General features: G+C 53.6%; 30 protein-coding genes. All 30 read right to left on the bottom strand.

Annotation, left to right across the window (positions count from 1 at the left end):
* Positions 1 to 107: 107 nt before the first annotated feature.
* The 30 genes from NE547_RS03500 to NE547_RS03355 all read right to left on the bottom strand — a co-directional run bounded on the left by NE547_RS03500 (position 108) and on the right by NE547_RS03355 (position 24,518).
* Positions 108 to 263 carry a hypothetical protein gene (locus NE547_RS03500; RefSeq protein WP_197055357.1) on the bottom strand — a complete coding sequence of 52 codons (156 nt, stop codon included), beginning with the start codon at positions 261 to 263 and terminating at the stop codon, positions 108 to 110.
* Between the two features lie 124 nt (positions 264 to 387).
* Positions 388 to 777, bottom strand: a complete 390-nt coding sequence (locus tag NE547_RS03495; protein ID WP_033120451.1) for a type II toxin-antitoxin system PemK/MazF family toxin — start codon at positions 775 to 777, stop codon at positions 388 to 390.
* A 708-nt stretch (positions 778 to 1,485) separates the two neighbouring features.
* Positions 1,486 to 1,947, bottom strand: a complete 462-nt coding sequence (locus tag NE547_RS03490) for a sigma-70 family RNA polymerase sigma factor (protein ID WP_081958386.1) — start codon at positions 1,945 to 1,947, stop codon at positions 1,486 to 1,488.
* 316 nt (positions 1,948 to 2,263) lie between these two features.
* Entirely contained in the window at positions 2,264 to 2,806 is a 543-nt protein-coding gene (locus tag NE547_RS03485) for a hypothetical protein (protein ID WP_238074826.1), read from the bottom strand.
* 115 nt (positions 2,807 to 2,921) lie between these two features.
* Positions 2,922 to 3,536: an ImmA/IrrE family metallo-endopeptidase gene (locus tag NE547_RS03480; RefSeq protein ID WP_256174767.1), complete on the bottom strand. Its 615-nt coding sequence runs from the start codon at positions 3,534 to 3,536 to the stop codon at positions 2,922 to 2,924.
* A gap of 12 nt (positions 3,537 to 3,548) precedes the next feature.
* The gene (locus NE547_RS03475; RefSeq protein WP_006877047.1) at positions 3,549 to 3,908 is read right to left on the bottom strand and encodes a helix-turn-helix transcriptional regulator; all 360 of its coding nucleotides are present in this window, start codon (positions 3,906 to 3,908) and stop codon (positions 3,549 to 3,551) included.
* Between the two features lie 136 nt (positions 3,909 to 4,044).
* Positions 4,045 to 5,007, bottom strand: a complete 963-nt coding sequence (locus tag NE547_RS03470; protein ID WP_256174766.1) for a YafY family protein — start codon at positions 5,005 to 5,007, stop codon at positions 4,045 to 4,047.
* A gap of 28 nt (positions 5,008 to 5,035) precedes the next feature.
* Positions 5,036 to 5,176, bottom strand: a complete 141-nt coding sequence (locus NE547_RS03465) for a hypothetical protein (protein WP_197055358.1) — start codon at positions 5,174 to 5,176, stop codon at positions 5,036 to 5,038.
* Positions 5,177 to 6,055, bottom strand: coding sequence for a DUF4261 domain-containing protein (locus NE547_RS03460; protein WP_256174765.1), 879 nt, complete (start codon positions 6,053 to 6,055; stop codon positions 5,177 to 5,179). It lies immediately after the preceding gene.
* Positions 6,052 to 6,927: a spondin gene (locus tag NE547_RS03455; protein WP_256174764.1), complete on the bottom strand. Its 876-nt coding sequence runs from the start codon at positions 6,925 to 6,927 to the stop codon at positions 6,052 to 6,054. The genes NE547_RS03460 and NE547_RS03455 overlap by 4 nt, the downstream gene beginning before the upstream one ends.
* A gap of 27 nt (positions 6,928 to 6,954) precedes the next feature.
* Entirely contained in the window at positions 6,955 to 7,734 is a 780-nt protein-coding gene (locus NE547_RS03450) for a hypothetical protein (protein WP_256174763.1), read from the bottom strand.
* 27 nt (positions 7,735 to 7,761) lie between these two features.
* On the bottom strand, positions 7,762 to 7,944 hold the full coding sequence (locus NE547_RS03445; protein WP_256174762.1) for a DUF3885 domain-containing protein: 183 nt from the start codon (positions 7,942 to 7,944) through the stop codon (positions 7,762 to 7,764).
* Between the two features lie 168 nt (positions 7,945 to 8,112).
* Complete coding sequence (locus tag NE547_RS03440; protein ID WP_256174761.1) at positions 8,113 to 8,406, bottom strand: hypothetical protein; 294 nt, start codon at positions 8,404 to 8,406, stop codon at positions 8,113 to 8,115.
* A 9-nt stretch (positions 8,407 to 8,415) separates the two neighbouring features.
* Complete coding sequence (locus NE547_RS03435) at positions 8,416 to 9,624, bottom strand: RtcB family protein (protein ID WP_256174760.1); 1,209 nt, start codon at positions 9,622 to 9,624, stop codon at positions 8,416 to 8,418.
* 35 nt (positions 9,625 to 9,659) lie between these two features.
* Positions 9,660 to 10,019 carry a hypothetical protein gene (locus NE547_RS03430; protein WP_256174759.1) on the bottom strand — a complete coding sequence of 120 codons (360 nt, stop codon included), beginning with the start codon at positions 10,017 to 10,019 and terminating at the stop codon, positions 9,660 to 9,662.
* 20 nt (positions 10,020 to 10,039) lie between these two features.
* Complete coding sequence (locus NE547_RS03425; protein WP_256174758.1) at positions 10,040 to 10,618, bottom strand: hypothetical protein; 579 nt, start codon at positions 10,616 to 10,618, stop codon at positions 10,040 to 10,042.
* A 13-nt stretch (positions 10,619 to 10,631) separates the two neighbouring features.
* Positions 10,632 to 11,144, bottom strand: coding sequence for a hypothetical protein (locus NE547_RS03420; protein ID WP_256174757.1), 513 nt, complete (start codon positions 11,142 to 11,144; stop codon positions 10,632 to 10,634).
* A 283-nt stretch (positions 11,145 to 11,427) separates the two neighbouring features.
* On the bottom strand, positions 11,428 to 11,706 hold the full coding sequence (locus NE547_RS03415) for a hypothetical protein (RefSeq protein WP_256174756.1): 279 nt from the start codon (positions 11,704 to 11,706) through the stop codon (positions 11,428 to 11,430).
* Between the two features lie 28 nt (positions 11,707 to 11,734).
* Positions 11,735 to 12,598 carry a CbrC family protein gene (locus tag NE547_RS03410; protein WP_256174755.1) on the bottom strand — a complete coding sequence of 288 codons (864 nt, stop codon included), beginning with the start codon at positions 12,596 to 12,598 and terminating at the stop codon, positions 11,735 to 11,737.
* A gap of 15 nt (positions 12,599 to 12,613) precedes the next feature.
* Positions 12,614 to 18,826, bottom strand: coding sequence for a DUF2185 domain-containing protein (locus NE547_RS03405; RefSeq protein ID WP_256174754.1), 6,213 nt, complete (start codon positions 18,824 to 18,826; stop codon positions 12,614 to 12,616).
* Between the two features lie 3 nt (positions 18,827 to 18,829).
* Positions 18,830 to 19,300, bottom strand: a complete 471-nt coding sequence (locus NE547_RS03400) for a DUF4259 domain-containing protein (protein ID WP_119979909.1) — start codon at positions 19,298 to 19,300, stop codon at positions 18,830 to 18,832.
* A 42-nt stretch (positions 19,301 to 19,342) separates the two neighbouring features.
* Positions 19,343 to 20,311 (bottom strand): hypothetical protein, encoded by a 969-nt coding sequence (locus tag NE547_RS18525; RefSeq protein ID WP_370866815.1) that lies wholly within the window; start codon positions 20,309 to 20,311, stop codon positions 19,343 to 19,345.
* 672 nt (positions 20,312 to 20,983) lie between these two features.
* Positions 20,984 to 21,289 carry a hypothetical protein gene (locus tag NE547_RS03390; RefSeq protein WP_256174752.1) on the bottom strand — a complete coding sequence of 102 codons (306 nt, stop codon included), beginning with the start codon at positions 21,287 to 21,289 and terminating at the stop codon, positions 20,984 to 20,986.
* A 165-nt stretch (positions 21,290 to 21,454) separates the two neighbouring features.
* On the bottom strand, positions 21,455 to 21,865 hold the full coding sequence (locus NE547_RS03385; RefSeq protein WP_256174751.1) for a hypothetical protein: 411 nt from the start codon (positions 21,863 to 21,865) through the stop codon (positions 21,455 to 21,457).
* Positions 21,866 to 21,879: 14 nt separating this feature from the next.
* Positions 21,880 to 22,566, bottom strand: a complete 687-nt coding sequence (locus NE547_RS03380) for a hypothetical protein (RefSeq protein ID WP_256174750.1) — start codon at positions 22,564 to 22,566, stop codon at positions 21,880 to 21,882.
* 16 nt (positions 22,567 to 22,582) lie between these two features.
* The gene (locus tag NE547_RS03375; protein WP_256174749.1) at positions 22,583 to 22,879 is read right to left on the bottom strand and encodes a hypothetical protein; all 297 of its coding nucleotides are present in this window, start codon (positions 22,877 to 22,879) and stop codon (positions 22,583 to 22,585) included.
* An 18-nt stretch (positions 22,880 to 22,897) separates the two neighbouring features.
* Positions 22,898 to 23,227: a hypothetical protein gene (locus tag NE547_RS03370; protein ID WP_256174748.1), complete on the bottom strand. Its 330-nt coding sequence runs from the start codon at positions 23,225 to 23,227 to the stop codon at positions 22,898 to 22,900.
* On the bottom strand, positions 23,217 to 23,660 hold the full coding sequence (locus NE547_RS03365) for an Imm51 family immunity protein (protein ID WP_256174747.1): 444 nt from the start codon (positions 23,658 to 23,660) through the stop codon (positions 23,217 to 23,219). Before NE547_RS03365 ends, NE547_RS03370 begins: the two co-directional genes overlap by 11 nt.
* 10 nt (positions 23,661 to 23,670) lie before the next feature.
* Positions 23,671 to 23,922 (bottom strand): hypothetical protein, encoded by a 252-nt coding sequence (locus NE547_RS03360; protein ID WP_370866813.1) that lies wholly within the window; start codon positions 23,920 to 23,922, stop codon positions 23,671 to 23,673.
* Complete coding sequence (locus tag NE547_RS03355) at positions 23,919 to 24,518, bottom strand: hypothetical protein (protein WP_256174745.1); 600 nt, start codon at positions 24,516 to 24,518, stop codon at positions 23,919 to 23,921. Before NE547_RS03355 ends, NE547_RS03360 begins: the two co-directional genes overlap by 4 nt.
* Positions 24,519 to 24,543 lie beyond the last annotated feature (25 nt).

Genomic DNA, 24,543 nt, shown 5'->3' with positions numbered 1-24,543 from the left:
CCTTTCAGCGACACACAATACCATGTTCTTCTCCCAATAGCTATCACCAAACCCAACGAAGACGCGGGGGGAAATTTGGGCAACCAGTTCAGTTTTCTGGCGGCGGTTCAGGCGAACAGCAGAGTGGGGCGGAGCCTCCGTTCCAATTCCCGGCGGGCCGCCTCCTGCTCTGCGGCGCTCAGTCTTCCGTCCGCTGTGAGACGCTCCAGCATCTTCAGGGCGGAAAGGAATATGAGGTTATCGGTCAGTTCTTTTTTTGTCATTCTAAAAGCCCTCCTTGATAGGATGGGCCGCCCACCGGAGCCGATGGACGGCACGGTGCTGTGTTCTGATGGCTTGCCGGATGGATTGTGCCATGCGGGTGCTTTTTCTGTCTTGCCGCGACGCCTATTCCAGAGTGGGTCCACGATAAGCGTCAGCCAGACCAACGCTGACCTTCAGCGCGTGATCAAACTGTTCCAGTTCTTCTCCGCTCAGCCTGCCGATCCTGCCCCGCAGTCTGGAGCGGTCCAGGGTGCGCAGCTGCTCCAGCAGGACGATGGAGCCGGGGCGCAGGGCCGCGTGTTGTCCGTCTATCCGCGCATGGGTGGGAAGCCTTGCCTTTCCCGCCCGGCTGGTAATGGGCGCCGCGATCACTGTGGGGCTGTGGCGGTTGCCCACGTCGTTCTGCACAATGACCACAGGGCGGACGCCGCCCTGTTCAGAGCCAACTACCGGCCGCAGGTCAGCATAGTAAATGTCGCCGCGGCTGATTTCCTGTCTGCAATATATTTTCATGGAATACACCTCCTTGTATCTTGGGCTTAATATCACAAAAATAGGGACCGCTTCCGCATCTCCCGCACTTGGTTGGAATGGCTGCTCGTATGGCATGTTCCGGTCAGTAAACGGGTTTTGGACAGAAGCGATCCCCATTGCTTCTGATATTAAGACTCACATTTGTGTTGTCTTCTTCTGCGCTCGTATTCGACACTACTCCCCCAAGCGCGGAGCCAGCGCATACAGCGCCAACTCATAGGGCGATCTATCTGAACCACGGCTGGCTTCACCGCGTCATGGGAGTCTCACCCCCGGCAGGATCTCTGTCGGCCGCCCTCCTTGCGTGGTCCCCATTCCGGTGGGGGCTGGGACTGGACGGAAGTATCATTGTCCCTGACGGAGTCATTGCGATACAGCTTGCCATCGGCTGTTTTGTGGACGGATGGACCCGCTTGGCACCTTATTTGGCCGTCGTTGATAGAGGGATAATCCGGCAGGCTGGCACAACCGAACAAAAATGTATAGGTGACCTCGTTTGCAGCCTGTACCAGAACCTCTACAGGTGGTCTTGGCGCATCCTCCAGCGTCGCTTGCCCCTTTTCAGAAGAGGCCCCGTCAGGAAGGTATTCAGACAATCGGATGTTCAATTTTCAAGGTGCTTGATGAGGTAGCTTATACCCCCTCACTTTCTTTCCCGTTGAAAAAGGGAATCCACAAAAACAAAATTTACTTTTTCAGAAATTTTTTGATTTTCCCTAAGATATTTCGTTCCCGATAGCTTACCGCCTGCTGTGAAAGTCCAAGCAGTTCTGCGACTTGTGATTGTGAGCATTCTTGCCAAAAACGAAGGAGGATGAGCTGACGCTCATCCTCCTTCAGCAGTGCTACTGCCTGTCTGAGAAGTTCGTTCTCAATGCTTCTCATAAGATGCTCCTCTGGAGTAGGATCTTCATTTGAAAACTGCCGCTTCTCATCTTCGACCAGGCGTTCATAGGAATCTTCCCGGCCAGGAATGAAATGTGCAGTTTTTGTTTCTGGGTCATAGACAAAGCGCTCCTGCTTCAGATCCACTTCCTGGTATTCTTCTTTTCGATCCCCTTTTCGAAGTACACTGAGAACTTCTGGCGGAATTTCAATGCCTGGATATAATTTTTCATAATTAATATGGTATTTATCTCGCCTTGCCATTTGCCTTTCCTCCAAATTTCAAGATTTTGATAGCGAATCAAAATCTTGAAATCAGGGGTACTTGGCGATATAAGCCTCCCAGCCCATGCCGGCCCTCCCAGTGCCGGGCAGAAAAATAGCCGGGGACGCATTTCTGCATCCCCGGCCGATCCCCGCCGCCATATTGCGGCAGGAATACAGCGGGCCGGGACACTTTACAGCGTCCCGGCCCTTGTCAGCTGGTCCTATTCATTTTTGCGCATACCTGCCACTGTACTGAGTATAGCAGAGGCAAAGTCGGAAGGGAGTAGGGATTTCGTCGGTTTTTCATCGGGAATCAGTCGGGATAAAGTCGGGGCATCTCCAATTCTTCCTGAAGTTCCGGCACAGCATAACCAAAAAGGCAGAGGGACAATAAGAAGATCGCCTCGCGCTTCCGGTCATAGAATACGCTTCGCTCCATATTCAGCTCATCCAGCAGTTCTTTTTCTGTGCTGTTAAAACGGTGGATAAATTGTTTGGTCAAGATCTCATAGTAAAGTTCACCCCGGTCAGGGTATCGTTTCAAGCGGAGAAGGGCACGGTCGATCACATCCACCAGCATCCGGTTTTCTATCACGCAGCAGACCCGTTCCTCAAACTCCTGCAGATCCATATCCGGGGCGAAGCTTTGCAGATAGATAAGCCCGGTATCAGCGTCCTGAGCGCCCAGCTCCCAGGCATACTCATGCAGTTCCTCCACCCGCTCACTGAGGACCCACACCACATCCCGGTAGATTTTCAAAATCAGCTTTACCCGGTGATAGGCCAGCTGGCTGTCAAATCCAAGGGTCGCCATCTGCCTTTTACATTTCTGCACAGTGGAGCTTTCTTTTCTCATGCCATTCTCCTCCTCCCATGTTCGCTAAACTGCGAACAAAATGCACACAACAAAGCCTGTGAACATTGGTGCGGCTGCGCCCCTCTCTTTAGGAGGGGGGCTTGCCGTACCAACCTTATATGAGATTGCGTGTTTCCAACCGAATACGCATGGCCTGCTTGGAGACTTGGAAGATCTGAGCCATTTCCGCAACCAGCTGCTCATTGCTCCTGCCTGCACGCAAACGGTAAAAACTTCTTTTGATTTGCGGCAGGGGCATGAGGAGAGCCGTAGCCAAGGCATCCGCCTGCCATTCGACCAGACCGTGGCTTTCATCCAAAGATGTCTTTCCTTCATAGGCAGCCACATCGCCTGTGCCGGAGTACAGCTTCTGGTGCAGGACCCAGTGCCCCAATTCGTGAGCACAGGTGAACCGCAGCCTGCCGAGGAGCCTGTCCACACAAAGCCGCTCCTCCACCAAGATCGTTCCGGCTTTGACGGCGATCAGGCGGTAGCGTTTTTCATCTTGGTCGTATAAAATGACCGCTCCTTCATCAAAAATCGTTTCCCCAAGGATGCTCCCGTTTTTGCGTAGGCAATGATATTCCAGAGTTAGATCAAATTTGGTCTCTATGATAGTTTCAATGGGGACTGCCTGGGGAGGCCCGTCCAACAAAGCGGGATCATACTCTTGCAGGATCTTCCGTCCAATGGTTTCAATTGCGTCCAATCGATACTTTGGTACAGACAAGAAAATCCCCCCTTAGTTCTGGCGGTTCTGCAGCATTTCCATAAATGCCTTCCATTCCTCATCGGTAGCATCTACTTCCTTTGCCACTCTCAATGCTGCGCGGACGATGTCATGCTGGCGGATATAGTCAGGCAGGTCGGCCGGAACCGTCTGCCTGGAATCTGCGGCCAGATCCAGCAGCATTTCATGCTCCTGCTTATCCAATTCCAGAAAAGAAGAGATCCGCTCTACAAACGCTCCCTCTGGCGCTGGCCGGCGACCCTGCTCAATATCACACAGGTACCCATTGGAGATACCGAGGTGTTTCGCGGTATCCCGGAGATTTAATTTGGCCTCTTTGCGCCGTGTGCTGATGAAAGCTCCAAAGGTCACTGGTCTCCCTCCTTCATAGAGTTTCGCTGGTTTGCGAACATCTTGTTTATATTATAACTGGCACATCTGTTCGATACAAGGGCAAAAAAGAAAGCAGGGGCCAGGTGTTAAAATTCCATAACACCTGGTCCCTGTTTTAGAGAAACCTGTGGGCGATCCGCTTCATTTCTTCTATACACTCTTGGGGTGCTATGATCTGAATCCCGCCCATAAATTTGAATACCCAGCCGTAAAAGGTGCCGCTTGGGTCGACTTCAATGTTTGCCGTAAAGTGTTCCTCGTCATATGTACGGGTTGGCACAGCTTCTCCATAGTGGTCTATGATGGTTTTCATCAGCTTGTTCTCACAGAGCAGTTCAACAGAAACTGTGCGGTCAGCAGCAAACATATCAATGATCTTGTTGGTGTAGCCCGCCACATCAAAGTCTTCATCGGGGGTAAAGCCGGAGGGAAGTATCTTGATCCCTGACAGGCGGTCTACTCGGAAATGAGCCATCCGCTGGTGTTTGTGAGAAAAGCCGATCAGGTAATAGTGGTCATTCTTCCATTCCAAAGCGTAAGGGTCCAGTTGATAGAGATAACCGCCATGTTTGAGAACTCGTTTTTTCTCTGGCGTATATTCATAATACTGGAACTGGATCTGTCGCTTTTCCAAGATCGCCGTTTGGATGGCATCAATGATGTAATAGACTTGCTCATTGTCCGGTTTCACCCGGCTGGACAGGCTGGCGAGCTGCCGAAGCTGCTCTGCCTGATGTGTGTTGGTCAGACGGCATAATTTCTGTACCAGTTCCTCGGATTTCTTGGCAGAAATGATCTTCGAGGATGCTACTGCGTCTGTCAGCATTTTCAGTTCTGGATACTCAAACAGGCGGCTTCCCATAAAATATTGGTTTTGGGTACTCTTGGCCACCACAATATCAATTCCTGCATCGATCAGCGCATTGGTATCCGCGTAAACAGTCTGCCGCACTGCCTGAATTCCTTTTCCATTCAGATGGGCAATGATGTCAGATACTGTGGCAGGATGGTTTTCATCGGTCCGCTCATAGAGAAACCGGAGTAATTCCAGTATCCTCATATTTGTTGAATTCTGCATACTTCACCTCCTCGATTCTTAAAATGGCCTATTTTGTATGGTGTCCGGCCCCAAAGACCAGCAGCAGGGTAGCAGCACAGAGAAGCAGGCCCATCCAATTCCGGTCTACGATCAGCTTGATTACCGCCACAAGCAGCAGTCCGCCCACCAGGAGCACAACGCCGTTCATTCAGCGTCCTCCCGAGGCATAGTTCCCCATGTGGATGTCCAGCACCCCTCTGGGCGGCTGGATCAGGGCGTCCTCATACTGGCACTTCCACTGGAGCTCCCGGCTCATCTGTCCATTCTCCACACCATCTACGGTTTCCCCATCCTGAATGGGGTTATTATGCTCCAGAATATAGGACGCCGCATTATAGGCGTGGTTTACCACCCAGTTGGGGTCCATGCCGTGGAAGTGGTACTGGAGGTCCGGCAAAAACAGGGTGCTCATGCCAACCGTGTCGATGAGCATATCCTCGGTTCCCTCGATGTTGAAGAAGCGCACATTGACGCCAAAGCGGATGAACCGATCCGGGCCCTCAATCTGATGGGAGCGCACATCCTCTGCCAGAAACAGCTTGCCGCAGTTCTGGAAATAGAATGCTTCGCATGAGGGGTACAGCTCCGCCAGAGCCTCCAAGAAGTCGGCGTCCAGGTTGGCCCGCTCCAGCGCCGGAAGCGCCGCAGCCAGCATATCGGTGGCCACCACCTGATACCGGCACTCCCGGAAAATCCGCTCTCGGTCTTCCTGGCAGTCCCACATCTGGCTCAGTAAAAAGGCATCAAAGCCTTTGCCCTTGAACTTGTCGCATTTCATCACCATCAGCTGCACCGGGCATTTGCCGTCCTGAAATTCCGCTATATGATCCAGAGCGGCAAAGCCAGCCATTTTCTTATCATAACAGAAGCACTCTGCTGATCCGATGTGTTTCCCCATTACGGCAGTCATTTTCTCTTTGTCCGGCATGTCCACCGGCTCTTTGAACAGCATCTGAATGAGATAGGGGCCGCCGGGCTGGGGGCCTTTTTTGTCATCCAGGTTCTGCTGGAACAATTTATTGCTCATTTGCTTTCCTCCTTCTTCTCCGGGAACAGCTTCCACCGGAATTCCAGTTCTTTCTGGACAAACTCTTTCGGCAGGCCCCGGGGATTGGCAATGAGATACCATACCCGAAAGGTGCGTTTCTTCGGATCTGTTTCCTGCTGGTAGAGCTGATAGCCCGCCTCATCCTCCTGCGTCCACTGTCCTGTCTGCCGCTTGGCCTGCACAAAGGGTTCCACCACCTGGTCCAGTTCCTCTTTGGTGCGGCTTGAGGCCCAGGCATGATCCACATCCTTGGCATGGGACTGGTAGAACAACAACTTTCCAGTATGGGTCTTCGCCTTGCACTCCGGCGTTCTGCGCAATTCTGCCTGACGGCGGTACTCCTCCATCTGCTCCGCCGTTCCGTACCGTTCCACCATCTGCTCCCGCACACAGATGAACCAACTGTAGTCCTCCGCCTCGGTGAAAGGGGCGCAGACCGGCTGTAATGCCTCCACGGGGTCTGCCTCAAAGCGGTCGATGAAGTCGAGGTAGTTGGCTTTGACCAGGGGCAGGAAGGTGTCCAGCAGCCCGGTGTCCAGCCGCAGGTCCTCTGTCAGCATCCGAAAGAATGAACCGCCTGTTGTGGATTCAATTCTGAAAGAGTAGAGGTAGTCATCTCCCTGCTTTATGATACAGCTGAAGCCCACCTCCACATTTCCATGGCCGATTTCGTAGTCTATGTAGTTGTAGTGGCTCCGGTCAAACCAGATCTGATAGGTCAGCCCGTTTTTCGTTTTCTTTTTGAAGTCGCCTTTTTTCAGCCGCTTCCAGCCCTTTTCCTCCAGGCCCAGGCCGTTCCACAGGTAGTCCAGAAGCTCCTGAAATATATCTGCCGGGCGTTTTTGTTCCATAGTCTCCACCTCCTGGCGAATCCTCTTTTAATAGTCAAGCAGAATGGGCACCTGCTGTTCCTTGGCAAATCGCATGGCTCGCCAGAACATAGAGAAGGCGAACTTGGCGAGGGATTCGGTATCATACCGGGTGTGCTCCGGAATGTCGGCTTTGCTGTACTGCCCATCCGTCCCCACGGTGCCATCCACGGGGTAGCCCTCGGTTTCACTCCAGCTGAGAATGGTGCCTTCATCGGCCTGCCATGCCAGCTGGTTCAGCTTCTCCAACTCCTTCCGCAGTCCACCCACCGTGCCGATGGCAGCGGTGTCACCGGTGGGCAGAGGGGCCTGAAAGAAGAAGGCATCCGGCAGAGGCAGCCACCATGTAGTCCCACGGAACAGGGACCACACTCGTTCCTCATCCGCCGCAAGGCGGGCGATGACAGGATGCTCCATGAAGTCCCAGTTTTTCTCCACGGTAAGCGGCACCGGCTCCCCGTATGTATGGCAGGCAGCCACCAGCAGCATGGCACCAAAGGCGTCCCAATCCGGTTTATCGGTATAGTAGGGCTTCCCGTTGTCCTCCGGCCATGGGGTATAGGGCGGCTGGTCCGGCTGAGAAACGGCGGTCAAAATCTGATCCCGCCAGTTCTCCACCGCTGCCTGAACCTCAGCCGGGGACAGCTTCTCTTCGTTGTCGGCAGGTTCCCCGTCCGGAGTGATGCGGTTGAAGGTATATCCGTTTTCCTCCGCCCACTGCTGGACGACGGTTTTCCAGTTGTGAGAATAGTACCGGGTCAGTGTCCCGGCGTAAATGTCAAGTCCCATGGCAATGTCTCCTTTTCTGTCATGCGGTCATTCTTTTTCTGGAGCAAACATCTGGTCGATCTTCTCCAAATCGTATTCCAAGATCCAGTCATGAAATTGATGATAGAGCGGCAATAGCAGCCGCTGTGAGCCGCCCAGCACATCCAGCCCACGGTCATCGTACAGGTGGTAGAGAAACGGCCCCGGCCCAGCCAGATAGACGCTGGACACAAAGCCCCTCCAACCACCGATATCCCCCAGAATGATTTCCCGAAGAAGCAGCTCTGGTTGAAAGCTGATCTTACTGAGATCCCAGTAAAACTGCACTTGTGCATGGGTATCCCCATCTTCATCCAGCTCTGTGGCCGGAAGTTGCTCATCGGGAACCGGGAGTCCCGCTCACTGCCGGATAACAGCCAGCAGGGACTCGGCAGATTCTTCATCGGGATACCCGTCGATCCGCAGAAGGTCCGGCACCGCCGGAAGTGCCCGATAGATCGCGGCGGCCCGGTCCAGCGCCCCCTGAACATAGGCGGGGTTGGTTTTCAGCTTCGCCGCACTCTTGTCCAGATAAATTGGTTCCTCCCCGCCAATCTCAAACCGGATGCCTACCGGCGCATGGTAAAACAGAGGGTGTTCCAGCTGCTCCATGCCAAGGTCAGTAATTGTTTTCTGAAATTTTTCTGCCAGCATGCTGCTTCCTCAATCCTCATCCCCGGCCTTGAAATTGTAGATGGGGCGGATGATCTTTACCACATCCGCCGTGGGACCGATATTATCCAGAATGTCCTGCATCCCCTTGTAGGCCATGGGGCACTCATCCAGGGTGGCCTTGCTCACCGAGGTGGTGTAGACCTCTGCCATCTGCTTTTTGAATTCAGACACCGTGAAGGACTGTTTGGCGTCCGCACGGCTCATCAGGCGGCCGGCGCCGTGGGGAGCGGAGCAGTTCCAGTCCTCGTTGCCCTTGCCCACACAGAGCAGGCTCCCGTCCCGCATATTGATGGGGATGAGCAGCTGCTCGCCCTCCTTGGCGGACACAGCCCCTTTCCGCAGGATCATGGCGTCGGTATCAATATAGTTGTGGATGGTGGTGAATTGCTCTTCCATATGGAGTTTCATGCCTTTGATAATCTCGTCCATCATAGCTTGCCGGTTGAGCATGGCGAAGTGCTGGACGATCTTCATGTCGTGGATATACTGCTCAAACAGTTCCCCGGACACATAGGCCAGGGCCTTGGGGATACTGGTCTGTTTGAGGTTTTTCAGTTTCTTCAGTTCTTTCTGGATTTCCTTCTCCCGGCCCTCCGCTTTCATCTGAGCCACCAGCGTCTGCAGGGAGGCATCATCAGTACGGTTGAGTACCTTATAGCCCGCCTCCTGGTAATAGCTGGCCACCTCTACACCCAAGTGACGGCTGCCGGAGTGGACCACGATGTAGAGATTTCCCTCGTCGTCCTTGTCCACCTCGATGAAGTGGTTCCCACCGCCCAGCGTACCGATGCTTTTTTCTGCCCGGAGGAGATCCACATGGCGGGCACAGCACAGTTCGCTCAGGTCGATCTCATTGAGGTAGCGGTGGGCCTTATCCCGGATGGAGAAGCCGGAGGGGATTTTCTCATAGATCAGCTTGTCCAGCTTTTGAAGCTCCAGCCGCCCCTCCCGGATGCGGGTGGTCTCCATGCCGCACCCGATGTCCACACCCACCAGATTGGGCACAACCTTGTCGCGGATGGTCATGGTGGTGCCGATGGTACAGCCCTTGCCGGCGTGAATGTCGGGCATGAGCCGGATGCGGCTGCCCGCCGTAAATTCCTGATTGCACAGCTCCTGAACCTGTGCGATGGAGGCGCTGTCCACCACATCGGTGAAGATCTTGGCCTCATTGTATTTTCCTTTGATTTCGATCATAATTTCCTCGCAATATTCTATGGGGCATGGCCCCGTCAAGTCATTTCATACAGCAGGGCTGTATTGCCCCGCACCAGTTCCAGATGGAAGCGCAGCGTTTCAAGTCCGCTTTGCACCGTCTCGGCAGGCAGGTCCCAGTCTGGGGCAATTTCAGCGGCCAGCTCCAAGAGGTCCTGCTCCCGCAGAGCGGCCAGCAGTTTAGACGCCAGTTCTCCCTCCAGCAGAGCGCAGTCCAAGGTGTCCTCCGTCTGGGGAGCAGGAAAACGGACATCCAGATCCAGCTCGCTCTCACACCAATCCCAGATGGCCATATAGACCGCGCCGGAGCAGTCGCCGTTGGACAATTCCTGCCGCTGACCGTCTTTGAGAAGATAAAAGGATGCGATCTGTGACATAGTGGTTCCTCCTGTTCCTTTCATTCCACAATAGGTGGAGCGTTGCTTTTTTCACTATCTTTTTGCAAGTGCTGAATCAAAGCAATACTTCCTGCGGGCATAATCTTCTTCAATTCTTCCACTGTAAAATCTTTCATAAATCTGATATCACTTCTCTTTTTTGTCCCTGGAGTAAGGAATGCATCAACATAATCTTCCCTACAAAATCCGTCCCATGGCAAAAAACCAAACCACGCATTTAGCAAATGGTCGAAGTCCGTTGATTTGTTTTTATATAAACCAAGCGTTGGGGATATATCACTTTTATAGTTTGGAACATTTGTGTATGAAATAGTTTTATTCCCTATAAGATGTAATCCATATCCTCTTTGCGGGTGACTATTCAGTGTTGTAATGATGATTGGTTTTGTTAAATCCAAGCTGTCAAGATTCTCTACCAATTCTTCCTCACTTGAAAACAGCACATCAAAGAATGCCATTGTATATTGTTTGTATTTTTGCCCTTCCAACTCAAAACGGCAGCAAAGTTGACCGATTGTCCATGCTGTTTCTTCCAATTGAATACTTAAGATTGCGCCTTCAGTGAGAGCTTTTGACAAGATAAATCCCTCCTTAATCCTCCATCAGCCCCTCGGTCTGCATCCGGATCACATAGAAAGCCCGCACCCAGTCCAGTTCGTGCTCCATAGATTCCTCTAAAGCCAGCAGGCGGCGCTTTCCCAGCCTGCGGTCCAAGAGGGCAAAGATGCGGACAAGAGGATTCTCGCTGACAAGGCTTTTCTCAATGCTCTGGTTGTCAAAGATCCCAAACGCCTCATAGAACACCTTTTGGTCAAAGGTGCCCTGCTCCAGCGCAAAGGCATGAGCCTGGTTGATGGCCTCTTTTGCGGAGTCGTGATCTTTCAGCGTTGTGGACCGCAGGTGATGAAATTTCGTCCACACATTCTCAAAATAGATGTAGTAGTTGCTCCGCAGTACTTCCACACCGTCCATGCGAATGGCTGCCCGGCCCTCATGGTCAGCGCTTTTACTGTAACTGGTGGCAAAATACTGGATGCGGCCCCGGAGCGCCGGGCACAGGTAGTCATTCTCCAATTTGTTCCGGATTCCGCTCCAGGTTGACATAGGTACTTGCCTCCTTTCTGAACTTGCTTCGGAATTTCATATCGGCGGGCGAAAGATTTCCAATCCCATAGCCCTCAATTTCTTTATTTTAGCAATCCATCTGTTTTTCATCACGAATTGGCGGAATAGTAAAGAAACTATCATCTATCTTTATTTGGGCATAAAGCATTCCGTTTGTATAACAATATCTATGCTTATTTCCTTTATGGACAGATCCATTATCATTTCACCTTTACTATCTGATTCCTTTTATCTGTGGCGGGGTTGAGAAAGTTTTTTTCAATCATGGTTTTGATTGTTCCTCCTTTCGGATCAGGATGCTTTTTCCCTCGGCGTTGATGCCATACAGGTCATCCAAATGGATATGAAATCCATCCTCACGAATGGTTTTCGCCATACCAAGAGCGGCTTTCGCCAATAGAAGCAGCCCCGCCCGGTTTCCCGTTAACTCCAATTCATTTCCGTCGGCATGAGTGGTAAAGGAGAGGTGAGCTTCCGGTTCCACTGGGAGGATGGGCAGTTGTTCATCATTCAGTTGAATGGTCAGCGTTTTAGTTTTCATTGCTTGTATCCTACCTTTTGAAAACTCCTCAATCAAAATCCATCCAGACCAGGTGCTTTCCGCAGTGGAGGCACTGGAACAGATAACATTGCAGATGCCCGCCATTGACGGATTCCCGGATCATTCCCTTCTGCTCCTCGTCCCACATGGGGTCGTCCAGCACCTCCTCCAGCGCGCCCAGGGCCCGCAGTTCTCTGGCGCCCACATAGCCCAAAAAGGCGCAGTAGTCGCCGCAGTGAGCGCGCCAATATTCCTGCTGCCAGCCGGAATAGCCGGGGGTGCGGTGGATCAGCTCGTCCAGCTTCTCCGGATCGTCTACACCATCGTCCACAGAGAAATCATCTTGAAAACTACCGTCATATTTCCGGGCTGCTTCGCCGTTGGCGATGCACTCTGGGCACAGATATGCAATATCCTCCACTGAAAAGAACGGATTGGTATAGAAAATATGGGTCGTCTTGCCACAGCAGTCGCAGACAACGCCGTCTGCGGATTCCTCAAAAGCCCCAGTTTCCAGAGGGTTTGGGTGATACCGGAAGGCGGGCAGGCCCAGCTGGGCCTGCCGTTCCTTCTCTTTCTGCTTTTCCTCCGGCGTTTTGGGCTTGGGGAGAGCATAATGATTGCCCCAGTTGTCCGCATAGTCCTTCAGCGTGCCCAGCCGCTTGAGGGTCTTTTTATCGGAACGATTTCCGATTTGGCAGAGCAGTTCATAGGCATCCTTCTTGAAGTCCAGCAGATCATACACATCCACCAGTACTTCCTTGGCCTGCTTGTCTTCCGACTGCTCCAGTTTCTCCTTGAAGGTATAGAGAGCGCGGACACTGTCCGGATTTCCTTTTGTCTCCCGAAACTGCTTTTGGAGTTCAATATATTGCTTCAGGTATTCGTTCATGGTCACAATCTCCCATCAATCCCACCAGAAATACCAGACGGAGGACTGCCACAGGGCATCTGCCAAGGAGCCAATGCTTCCATCCTCATTCTGATCCAGATCCGGGCAGAAGCCATACAGTTCCACCGCCGTGTCCATGGCCTTCTCCTTGGGGACGGGGGCCGGAAGCAGGAATTCCAGCTCATCGTGACTCATCGCGGCAGGCACCGCGCCGTACTGCTCGAACCAGTATTTGGCCGCAGCCATCAGCTCCGGCGTGTTGGGGCACTCGTTCCAGTTTCCGAAGGGCAGGTAGGCAAAGATCTCCCAGGGATTCTTGACCGGGATCTTGGCCAGGATGAGCGGATAGGTCATCTCCGTATCATCATCCCAGTAGCAGGAGAAGCGGTCATTGTCATAGCCGCCCTCCATCTCGCCCAGGACTTCCTCCTCCCAGTCCATATCGTCATCTTCGGCTTCTTCCTTACGCTGGCCGGTCAATTCCTCCAAAACCGCCTTTCCGTCCTTGACGGGAGCGGAGAGCATCTTCTTTCGATACTCCGTTACCGTTTTGAGGTCAAATTCGTAGAAGTCCGCATCGTGCTCCGGGTCGGCGTTCATTACCAGACACTCCAACAGCGTTTCGTCATCCGCCTTGATGAGCACGGGAACAAAGCCCTCTTGGATGCTTTCCCGTTTGGCATAGCTGTATGCTGACATGATGGGGTCATCATCTGCCATGGACGGGAAATAGGTACACTCGCAGTCCAGATACTCCATAATGGCCCAAGCCACCTTAGAAGGCTCCAGCGTGTTTTCGTCATAGCCCTGACCCTGCCAGTTGACAAAGCGTTCCTCGATGATCTTTGCCATGGCCTGATAGTAGTCCTCGTCAAAGGGGATGAACAGGTAGGCCTCCTGCCGGAACTCGTCGGAGTGATACCGCTCCGGGCCGAAATATTGGAGGGCATAATCGTCGATGTCGTTGGGATAGTAGGGAGCGTCATTTTCCCCATAGTAGTAATGGGCAAAGGCACGACCCTGCTGGTTGAACAGAGCGGAGTACAGGCAGCCGAACAGCTCCGCCCGGATAAATGCCCGCAGGTCTGTGCTGTCGGGGCCGGTTTTGACCTGTTTGACCACTTCGCCATGCTCCGCAAGGAAGTCCTCGCCCATCAGGTCATGTTCCATGCACCAGCGCAGGTAGATGGCCATGTGGTTGTAGGTATTGATGGGGTCAATGTCCAATTCCTTCTCCTCGATACTCTCCAGGTGATAGGAGGCATCGTCCATGCCGATGCTTTCATCCACATCCTCCACATTGCAAAGAGTTCCTCGGGTAATAGCGTCCTGGCGGGTGGGGTTTACGATAAAACTGATACCCGCCATCTTGTCCCGCAGAGCGTCTTCATCATGCGCCAGTTTATAGTCCAATTCATCCTCGTAAAGAGGAATGACTTGATAAAAGTTAATCTCCTCGCCGCTCGGCAGGGTGCAGACCGCGCTGCCTTTCTCTGTATCCTGGGGTTCAATCAGGATAGCAGTACACAGTTCGGTGTTTTCTGCAAAGGGTTCACGGTTCTCCACGGTATGTCCGTGGCCCAGCCAGCTGTCACAGTTGATGGGCAGGCGGGCCAGGGATTTCAACAGACGGATGGGCCAGTACCACTTTTCGTCCTTCATGGATTCCTGATCCAGCTTCCAGTCCGCAGGCAGGGCGATGGCCAGCTCCGCCCGCTCCAGCTTGTATTCGGCCAGTTCCTCCGGCACATTCATCCGGTGGGCGCCCATGCCCATGGTGACCAGGGTGCAGTAGTCCCGCTCCCCAGCGGGCGGCACCATGCAGATGTCCACATGGATGTCGGGGGACACGATCTCATGGAACACATTGTCAAACGCCCCGAAATACTGCTGGATGTGGCCCTCGACGGCCTCCATCTCCTCCTCGGTGTAGACCTCGGGATTACTGAATTCTTCCTCATCCTGCGTGTCCTCATTGTCTGATTGGTCGCAGCTGTCATCCTCCGGATCTCCCTTTATAGGCTCGTAACCGATCTTCAGGGTCATCTGCTCCTCCGGCAGACTGACGCCGGGGCTGTGGGTGATCGTGTGCTTATCGTCCGCAGAAAAGCCGATGGTCTCGCCGTCTTGCAGCGTCACATCACACGCCAGCACATAGGAGGCAAGACTTGCCAAAAAGTCCCGCAGTTCCTCCGGCTCGGCATCGGTGTTCAGCACCTCCATCTCCTCCTTGCCGAACACATCCATGCCGTAGGTGTAGGCGCTCAAGCCGCCCTCGCTCCGGTACAGGCCGAACCAGACCCAGTTGAAGATAGGCAGCTCGTCCTCTTTCATCATATTGGCAAAGCCCTCATAGAACCGGGGCTCAAACACCACGCCGCTGGTATAGACGCCGGTGGCATATTTCTGCATGCAGCACACTGCCATCGCCTTGGTAAACAGCTTACCCCGTTCCAGCAGTTTCTCCTCCTCGCCCAACACAGCTACCATGATATGGGCTTTGTGCGCTTTGGCCGCTTCTACGGCCTCTGGCCACATATAGTTGTTTTCGGCGTTGATTTCTGCTTCATTGTCCGGGATATGGCCGCGGAAGATTGTCACAACCAGCATCATGCCGCCGACCCGCATTACCACAGCGTCATCGCTGTTCTCATCATCTTCGCCGCCCTCATCCGGCTCATCGTCCACGATACCCCATTCTTCTCGCAGATCCCGGATAAACTGCTCCTTGTCCCACTCTGCTTTGGAGAGGAGCACAGACCCGGCAAAGGAGCCCTTATGGTCGGCTTCCTCCTCGTCAGCGCCATCATCTTCGTCAAGATCCTCTACATCTTCATCCGGATCATACAGGGATTCATGCTCCAGTCCCCGGATGAATTCCTCAAAGCTGTCTGCCAGATGGGTGATCTTATAATCATTTTCCTGATCCACATGGACTACCGCAGGCTCTCCCTGGGGGCCGCAGGCCCGGTAGTCCAGGAAGATCATATCGTGTCCGGCGCTGGGGCAGTCGCAGATGGCCACGCCGATGGCGGGGTACTCCCACTCGTCGATCATAAACTGGCTGCCCAGCTCGCCGCAGAGGGAATACGATTTCTCCCGACCAATCCCGAAGATGCCGGCGATGGCCACATGGTCCTCCGCCCAAGTGGTGGGCGTTTCGGTGGGATAGCAGGTGTTCACCGGAATGCCGCCGTTGTGCTGCTTCATCAGCCAAATATAGGAGGCGGGCAGCTTGTAGCCCAGTTCCTCCTCCACGCTGGCGATCAGCTCGTCGGAGGGTGGATCACTGACATATTCTTTCAGTGCATACCAATTATCATCCCAGAAGTTGGTGAGGTCGAAGCCCTCAAATGGGGTATCACCGGGCACGAATTTGGCCTTCTTCTTCCGGCTGCGCTGGCGTTTCCGGATCTCCGCCTTACACTCCCGAATTACTGCCGGGGCATTTTCGTCCTCGGGGTCCAGCTCCGCCCACCGCTCGGCGTAGGGGATGGCCTTTTCCTCCTGACCATAGAGATACTGATAGCCATAGGCCATCCGCATATTCCACTCCGCCTTGTCCTGGCCTTCCTCCCGGACGGACTCCAGCACCTCAATGGCCCTCAGAAGGGCTTTGTCTCCCTTGGATTTCAAAGTACCTTCGTCATGGTCCCCGATGATGGCGTAGTTCTCCAGTGCACGGGCCAGGGCGTAGGCGGTGCGGTAGTTCCTCCAGTTCTCCGGGATGGCATTCAGTGCCTGGATACAGCGGGTGTACTCGTCTTCGTCGTTCCACTGCTCCAGCTGAGCGAAGAATGCTTCGGCGTTCTGTTGGGTGTAAGGAATATAGTCCATGCCCGTCAGCGTTTCGTCCAACTCGTCATCCTGATTCTCAGTTTCTGTCCCATCATCTTGTTGCTTTAGGGATACAGAACCGGCTTCACGGCGGAAGGTGTGGAAGATGGCCCATGGGATGTCCGTGCCTTCAAAGAACTCTTTCGCCATGTTCAGCGCCTCTTGGATGTCCCAGGCGATGAAGTCCACATAGCCACAGTAGAGGCCGGTAGCCCCGCCGGTGAGAGTGAGCACTTCCGATCCTTCATCAGTGGTAAACACTTCTTCCAGCTTGTCCCGGAAGTCGAAGATCTTCTGACTGTCTTCCTCCTCCCGCAGGGTATCCAGGGGATAGCAGAAGAAGCCCGCCACCGTGCCGTCGGCGTGGAGATCGTCCATGAAGTCATTGTCGGCATTCAGATAGCCGTTGATGAGCGGCACACAGCAGGTAGAGCCCACCATGGTATCCAACCGCCAATCGGCGTCGGGATCTTCATTGGGTTCCATTTTGTAGCCAAGATAGCTCTCCAGATAGGCTTTCGGATCAGTGGAGAGCTCCAGGCCCTGCTCCCGCAGTTTGTCGGGCAGCTGGGACAGGAGGAAGGACGGCTCTGCCTTGGGTCCCTCCAGCACATCAAAGCTGTCTATGTATCTCATGTGGGGGATCTCGCCCAGCACCTGATCGGTGAGAGTGGTGAGCATCCACCAGGCCCGGCCTTCCTCCTCCCGGAGCATAGGCAGCAGTTTTTCACAGTACGCGGAGATGGCGAAGCTGTTTTCGCCCTGCTCCTCCAGCCAGATCTGCACATCCTCCCCGGAGATGTCCCAGCCATCGTCGGTGCGCAGTCCGATGTTCTGGAGGGGCTGACGGCCTACCAGGATGTTCCAGTGCTCCAGCACCTCCTTGGGGGCGTGTTTCTGGAAATAGACCAGCTCAAACAATTTGACCTTATCCCCCTCCGGGGTGAGGATCAGCTCATGCTTTTCGCCATTGAACCCCATCTCGAAAGAGATCTCATCAAAGACCAGATTCAGGGTTTCCTGCATTTGGGCCACGAGTTCGGCGCCGCGGGTGTGATCCTTGTCCTCGTCCATCATCTGGCGCAGTTGGGCCTCCTGCTGGGCAAAGTCCTTCCATGCAGATTCCGTCCGCTCCCGGAAGCACTCCCAGAACTGCGGCAGAGAAATACCCTTCTTGCACCGTTCGATAAACTCTTTGGTGTCATCGTCACCAGGGCGGGCTTCCAATGCCTTTTCAAAATATCGCAGAGCCCGGCCCTCCTGATCCAGATAAAAGTAGGAGTAACCCATGCGGAAGTTCCAGTAATAGTCGTCCTCGAAGTATTCCTCATGGGGCTTTAGCAGAGCGAGGGCCTTTTTGAGCATTTCTTTGCAAGTTGGCTTATGTGGGTCTGCCAGATTGTTATAGGCACGGGCTAACTCGCTGTCCATCTCAGGGGTACGCTCCTCGGCGGGGATGGCCTCCAGCGCATCAATAATTTTATGTTGTTTGCTCTCCTCATGCCACTTCTGGCACTGCTTCAAAATATCCATATCCGGGTCCTCCTCGTCCTCGTCCGGTTTCCAGTTTTTGATCTGCTGGAACACGCCGTTCTCATCCCGCTCAAAGGCGCAGGGGGCGGGGGTGTTCAGCAGAGGAATGATGTCGGGATCGTCGTTGCAGATCGTATTCAGTTTGTAGATCCCGGCGTTGTTGGGATCGTCCATGTACGCCTCACTCTCGTCACCAGCGGTGAAGCGCCAGCCACTGTCCCAGCCGCCGTCCGGCTTCTCCCGGTAACAGTAGCCGACCTTGTAGCCCTCCACCGTGATACGGTTGGTGGCGATACAGCCATCGGCACCCTCCCAGTCAGGGAGCAGATGTTTTACATCTTCCGCCTTTACATGGTAGTTCCGATTACGGCCGGAGGCTTCGTACAGCTCTTTCCGCAGCATCTCCACCTGATAAGCCATATCTGTGATCTCATCCTCGCCCATCATCTCGCTGATGTCGTATTCCAGCGGGTTCTGGGCAAAATCCGCCAGGGACTTGTTCATTGCGTCATGCTCCTCTGGCGTAGCAGTGATGCGGATACGGCGGATGGGGGTGTTGTACTCGTCCAGATCCTGAAGGTTTACACTGCCACTGACGCTGCACTCCAGCAGGATGGCGGCCAGGTCGGTGACCACATCAATGGCGAAGTGGAAGTCCATTTCCACGCCATCGGAATGTGTAAACTCCAGGTACTCCACGGTTTGGCGAAAGTCCCAGTTCTGCTTGTCCAGACCGATCTTGGCGAAAATCTCGCTGAGGGGGATCTCCTCCTTTTTCTGATCCTCTAAAAATGCCACAAGGTTCAGACTGTCATCGGAACCGCCAATAAAGTTGCCCCAATATTTTTTGATATACATCTGTCACGCCTCCTGTTCTGAATCCAGTCGATCAATGAGCTGATTCAAGTGTTCCAACCACGCAGGAGCGATCTCACCGCTGTCCTCGTTCTTCCAAAGATCCACAATCTCACGGATGCCGTCCTCGTCCGGCACCTCATTTTTGATGTCGGTGAGCTGCCGCAGCAGGAAAGCAAGGGCTTCTTTGGATGCTGTGAAACCGGTGACTTTATCCCATATAGCTTCTTCATGATCGTAGTCCAGTTTGCTGTTATCCTTCCATTGGAAATACAGCTCCGCCAGAGCCATCGCAGTATTGTCAAAGAGGAAGTCGATTTGTGAGAAGTCAGATCCCAGCATGACTTCCTCTTTCATCAGTTCGATCATCTCGCCCAGATCCATTACCGGATGCTCCGGTACATATTCATTTTTGAGGATGTCCAGTACATCCAGCCCTTCGTCACGCTCTAATGCTTTTATGCCCCATGCTCCCATGTCGGCACCTCTCTTTCTTTATTTCGTATCAAGCTTCTATTGTCAATCATAGTTCTCCAGACGAATGATAGGCCGATAAAAGTCATAATCTCCGTTTAGTTCATTGTCCTCCTGCACTTCCGGCTTACAGTGAGGCGAACAGGGCAGGAAACCGAGAAATGGGCCCAGCCCACCACAGATATTGCATCCGCCGTCACCGCCGCAGGTGGTAAGTCTATCAGCCTGCACCACTTCCCGCATATAGGGATCGTAGGCGATGGACAGGCCGAAGAAGTTGGGTTCCTCCATGTCATAGGGCCGGTTCTCATCCTCATCCATGTCCTCAAACCAGTGCAGACGCATGGAGTAGTCTAACCCATCTCCCCATGGGAACAGGGTGCGGCACCCGCCGCCGCACAGGTAGGCCCACTCGTCCGCCGTGGGCAGCGAAAGGCCCTGTTTTTGCAGCTGGCTCCGAAAGTCCGAATAGTTCATCCGATGGTAGAGGGCGGCCTGCCAGCCGTCCCCATCCCGCTCGAAGCGGGCGTGGCCCACCAGGGTCAGGCTGTCCCGTCCGGTCAGGGCGAATTGCCGAAACTCCTCCAGCCACTCTGGGCGCAGGTGGGGATCGTCCAGCGCCACTGGCTCCCAGCACAGTTCCTCCAACTCCCGGCCTGCCAGCATGGGGCCAATGGCTGCCTGCCGAACAGGAGCCATGCTTTCCCGGATCATCTCCTCCGGGTCCTGTTCCATCTCCCATTCCCGGAACAGATACTCCAATTCCTCCCGGCTCTCCTGATTCAGTCCCACGGCGAACCGTTCCCAGCCCAGGGTGACGGTGTCGCCGGGGACAAAGACAAACTCCCGGCCATCTTTCTCGAAGATGCCGGTGGTGCAGCTCTGGCCCCAGTGGTCAAAGGTATGTAGACCGAGAAAAGTCATCGTATAACGAGCAGCAAGGCTTTCCATCAGCGCCTGCTTCTCAGTAGTATCCATTTGATTGAATTGGGGACGGGACAGTTTTTCGTTCATGGCAAGTCCTCCTTCGATTCGTTTTGCGTGTTCCAGCAGATAGCGCCGGCCATCCTGCTTGGCCTGCTCCAAGTATTGTGGAAGCAGGCCGGAATGGATGGCATCCAGCGAGACCAGAACCGCGATCCGCTGGTATTCCTGTAATTCGAGGGAATAACAGTTCCGCTCCCAGAACAGCGGAGCGAACTGTTCCACACAGTCAGGACGCAGAGCGGGCATCGCCAAAAGCGCTCGACGGCTCACATATTCATTGGGGTCCTTTGCGAAGTCCAGGATCATGTCTTTGACTTCCTGGCTGCACGGACATTCTGGCAGATAAGCGGCAAACTGCCACTTGACCTCACTCTCATTGGAGGCTGCGGCCCTGCGGCAGAGGCACTCGAACCATTGGGGATGGGAAGTGGTCTCCTGTATAACCCCCTCAGCTTCGTTGTCCCTGGCGATCAGATAGACCATCTCATCCAGTAGGACGCTGTCTGCCGTTTCTGCATCCATTTGGGTCAACACATGGCAAAAGGCATCAAATATATCATTCCACGCAGGGTAATCGACCTCCCACGCACCGCCAATCTCCTCGGTGGTTTTTCCGGGATAAGTGATTTCTTGCCACTGATGAAATTTTCTTGCCTGCTCCAGCAGGCACTCCCTGATGTCCTTTGCCATGTACTTACCTCACAATTCTTTGCACAGGTTTCCCAGTTCTAATGCCTGTTCCACAAGGTCCAGGAGCAGGCTGGAAAAATTCTCGGCAATCTCCTCCAGATCGGCATAGTCACAGTTATAGCCCCGGACTCTGCCGCTCTCCAAGTCGATAAATACGATACTCCCGTCACCCAATCCTCCGATTGGAAAGGCGGGGCTGTGGTCATATTTGCTCATGTAATCCTCATAAGCCTCTTGAAAAATCGGGTAGGCTTCTTCCAACTCTTTCAGTGTGAAGATCCACGGCTCCGCCAAATAGCAGCCGCCGAAGTTCAAAAGCAGCCAGCGGTACTCTGCGGGGATGGGAGTATACCTGCTTTCAAATCGTTTCCCAGCATCCTCCGGTTCTGGGCAGGTACCCTTTGTGAAGGGGCTTACTTTATAAGCAGTTTGAATTTTACTGCGTTTTTTTCCAAATTCATGTCATGCATTGTATTTCCCTCACAGAGCATCCAGGTTTTCCTGTAAATCGCCCTGCATCAAGTGCTGGGCAATGGCTTGGTTCAGTGGCTTATGGGGGTGATAGGCTGCCTGCTCTACATCGTGCAGGCACTCCTCCATCAATGTCTCTGGCGAAATGCCTTCCCGTTTGCCATAAAGATGGCCGAAGGCATAGCACATGGACTTGAGAAAGCCGAAAATATAGTCATGATTTCCACGCATACTGGGCAGGTCATTGAACGAGCCCATGCCGCCGTATGCCCGAAGATGGTGGGCAACCTCACGGCGCTGGGTCCAGTCCTGAATATCCCTCTCCAGCCAGTCGATCCAGTTCTTGAATTCCGGATGGTCTGCCAGAAGGATGGATCGCAGACAGATCAGAGCCTCGGTATAAATATCTGTCTGTTTCATCAGATTCCTCCTAACTATTCTCCGAAATGTTCCAGATACAATTCCCGCACAGAATAAGGGCCTACAAGAGTCGTTTCCTGCCGGCCATCCCAGGAATACACATGAATTTTGCCTTCATCCCCCATGTACTGTTGTTCCTCAAAGGAGGCAGGGAAGGGGAATCTCTCTACCACGCTCCAGTCGATCTTGGGTTTCAGCCAATCAAACTCCTCGCGCTTGAGCCTTTTGAAGTTAAACACCAATACTGCCCCAATCCCATCGAACAGCAAGTCTGTGTATTCTCTGGGAGTGATGCTCTCGCTCACATTGGCAGCGTCAATATTGACATCCAGAACCTTGTTACCGCAGTTTGTCCAGATTTTATCGGGAGCGAACCAGGAGGTGCGTTCCTCAGAGTCTGCAAAGTCCTCACGGGGATACCATCCGTTTGCGCTGTCCGGCTTGACGCCTTCCCGAAGCGTCCCGTTGTACGAGGAAAGCGGATAATATCGGTGCCTCACCGGATTAAATCGATTAAAGGAAATTTTCAGCAGATACCCATGCTTTTCGCTGCGCATGAGCTTATGGGGCTTCACGATATGTTCTTCGATCAAACTCCAAATGTACTCATCCACATGGATGGATACACGGGGGCGGCCGAATAGTGTGATTTTGTTGGTGTCTGTATCCACATTGATCCAGACGCGATTGATCTCAACCATTGTCATTCCTCGCTTTTCAAAATGCTCCGCTATAAAATCGGCTTTCCCAGATGGCCTCAAATTCCGCCTGCTCTATGATGCAGGCGTGGAATTCCTCGCCCCAGACATGGACGTTCAATTCCTCCACGGTGGGGATCGTCATGATCTCGATGACACCGTCGTAAAGGTCAGGGATGTTGTGGGTGCGGCCATCTGCAAAAATGTCGATGGAGCGATGGGCCAGCCGCTCATTTTCGGTATCCACTTCATAGAGGATGACCGATGGTTCTCCCTCCGGTGCGCCCTCCCAAAAGAGCTTGATGTACTCGGTCATCTCGATCCCCTCATCGTATCATTTGAAATAGTAATACCAATTCCCGCCAAATTCCCGGTCACATTCCTCCTGTGAGGCAAAGGTGCAGTCCTTGATTCCCTCAATGGGGTAATGACGCTTTATCATCTGCTCTCTGTGATAGGAATTGATCTGTTCTGTCAGGCCGCTCCGCCGCGCTGTCTCTAATTGCGAGTCTGTGGCAAAGATGTAGGACACAAAGTAGTTGTCCGGCTGGATGTAGCAGCCAAACTCAATGGCCTGCTGGATGTCATCGAAGTGGTGTTTCACATCCTCCATGCAGGCTTCTATTACTTTTCGCCATGCCATCTCCTGCTCCTTATTTCTCATGTTCCACCTCACCTATACCCAGATAAGTCCCCATCGTTTTTTCGTTGTCACAGGTTGCCCGGATCATTTTGGACAGCAGCATCAAATCGTCGATGTATTGGGAGTACACGCAGAACACATCTTCGTCGGAGTCGAAGTGAAACAGATCCACGCCGCTGTTATTTTCCTCGAACTCCTGGATCACGCCTCGGACAAGCCGCTCCCAGTCTCCGCTGCTACCGGTCAGTCCCAGCCGGCAGAATTCTTTTGTCCGGAACCCATCACTGATCTTCAGCAGAAGGGAGATCGCATAGGGGTGGTGGGGAACGAGAAAGAATGGTGTGATCTGCTCCGGCTTCACCCAGATTTTGAATGGCGGGCGCGGGTCAGGTATCCAGGGCAAGATTTCCCATTCGTCCTCCGGCCGTTTTCCATATTGGCAAAGGTCTTTCATAGTGTTCTCCTCATTCGGTGTCGTTTCGTTCTTCTTTTACATCCAGTGGAGCACCGTCCAGAGATGTGATCTGTGACAGTTCTGTTTCCGTCAGATTCTTCAGGAAAATGCAGTATTCGTCCGGGTGGCCTCCCACAAATTCCATTTTGGGCATCCCGATCTGCTCCGGGTCGGTGATCCACAGGCAAGGTTCTCCTGTTGCCCAAAACCGGGTCAGAGTAAGACGCTGACCACGATAAAGGACATTCTGATCCATCCTCATCCCTCCTGTAGCTTCTTCAGCCGCTTCACGATCCGCTCCCGGTTCTTTGCGGTTTTCATGAAGGTGGGGAGATGGTCGGCCTGGGTCATTTTCGCTCTTCCCGGCGGCTTTTCCCGCAGGTCGGCGCTGAGATAGTCGATCAGATAGGCAAGGTGCTCCCGGTTGAGGGCCCAGACCGGCTTACCCTGGAATGAGGTCAAAAACCACAGTTCCAGGCCGAACCAGGGGTCCTTGCCGCCCTGAATCTCCCCGCCATAGGAGAAAGCCTCCGCCGTCTTGTGTACCTCGCCCGGCATGGTTGTTCCGCAATAGGGGCAGGCCACATGGAGGACGGGAAAATGCTGCCTTGCCCCATCTTCAATATCCACCCGATAGTACCTGCCGCAGTTTTTGCACTGGTTATGGACATCATAGCGGTAGATCGTCCGGTCGCGGGTCTCCTGATGGCCGCAGCTCAGGCACCGGAAATAGGCGTTATCATCGTCCGCTGTCACCACACCCGCGCCATGGCACTTGGGGCATTTTACCTGGATGCCGGTGGTGAAGGCGCTGTAGGCACTGTGGGTGAAATAGGGTTCATCAACGATTCGGCTCATGCGACCGCACATTCCTTTCTCTACG

The organism is Flavonifractor sp. DFI.6.63 (genome assembly GCF_024462255.1).
Classification (GTDB): Bacteria; Bacillota; Clostridia; order Oscillospirales; family Oscillospiraceae; genus Lawsonibacter_A; species Lawsonibacter_A hominis.
The sequence above is the reverse complement of the archived record's forward strand: the minus strand, read 5'-3'. Positions and strand labels throughout refer to the sequence as shown.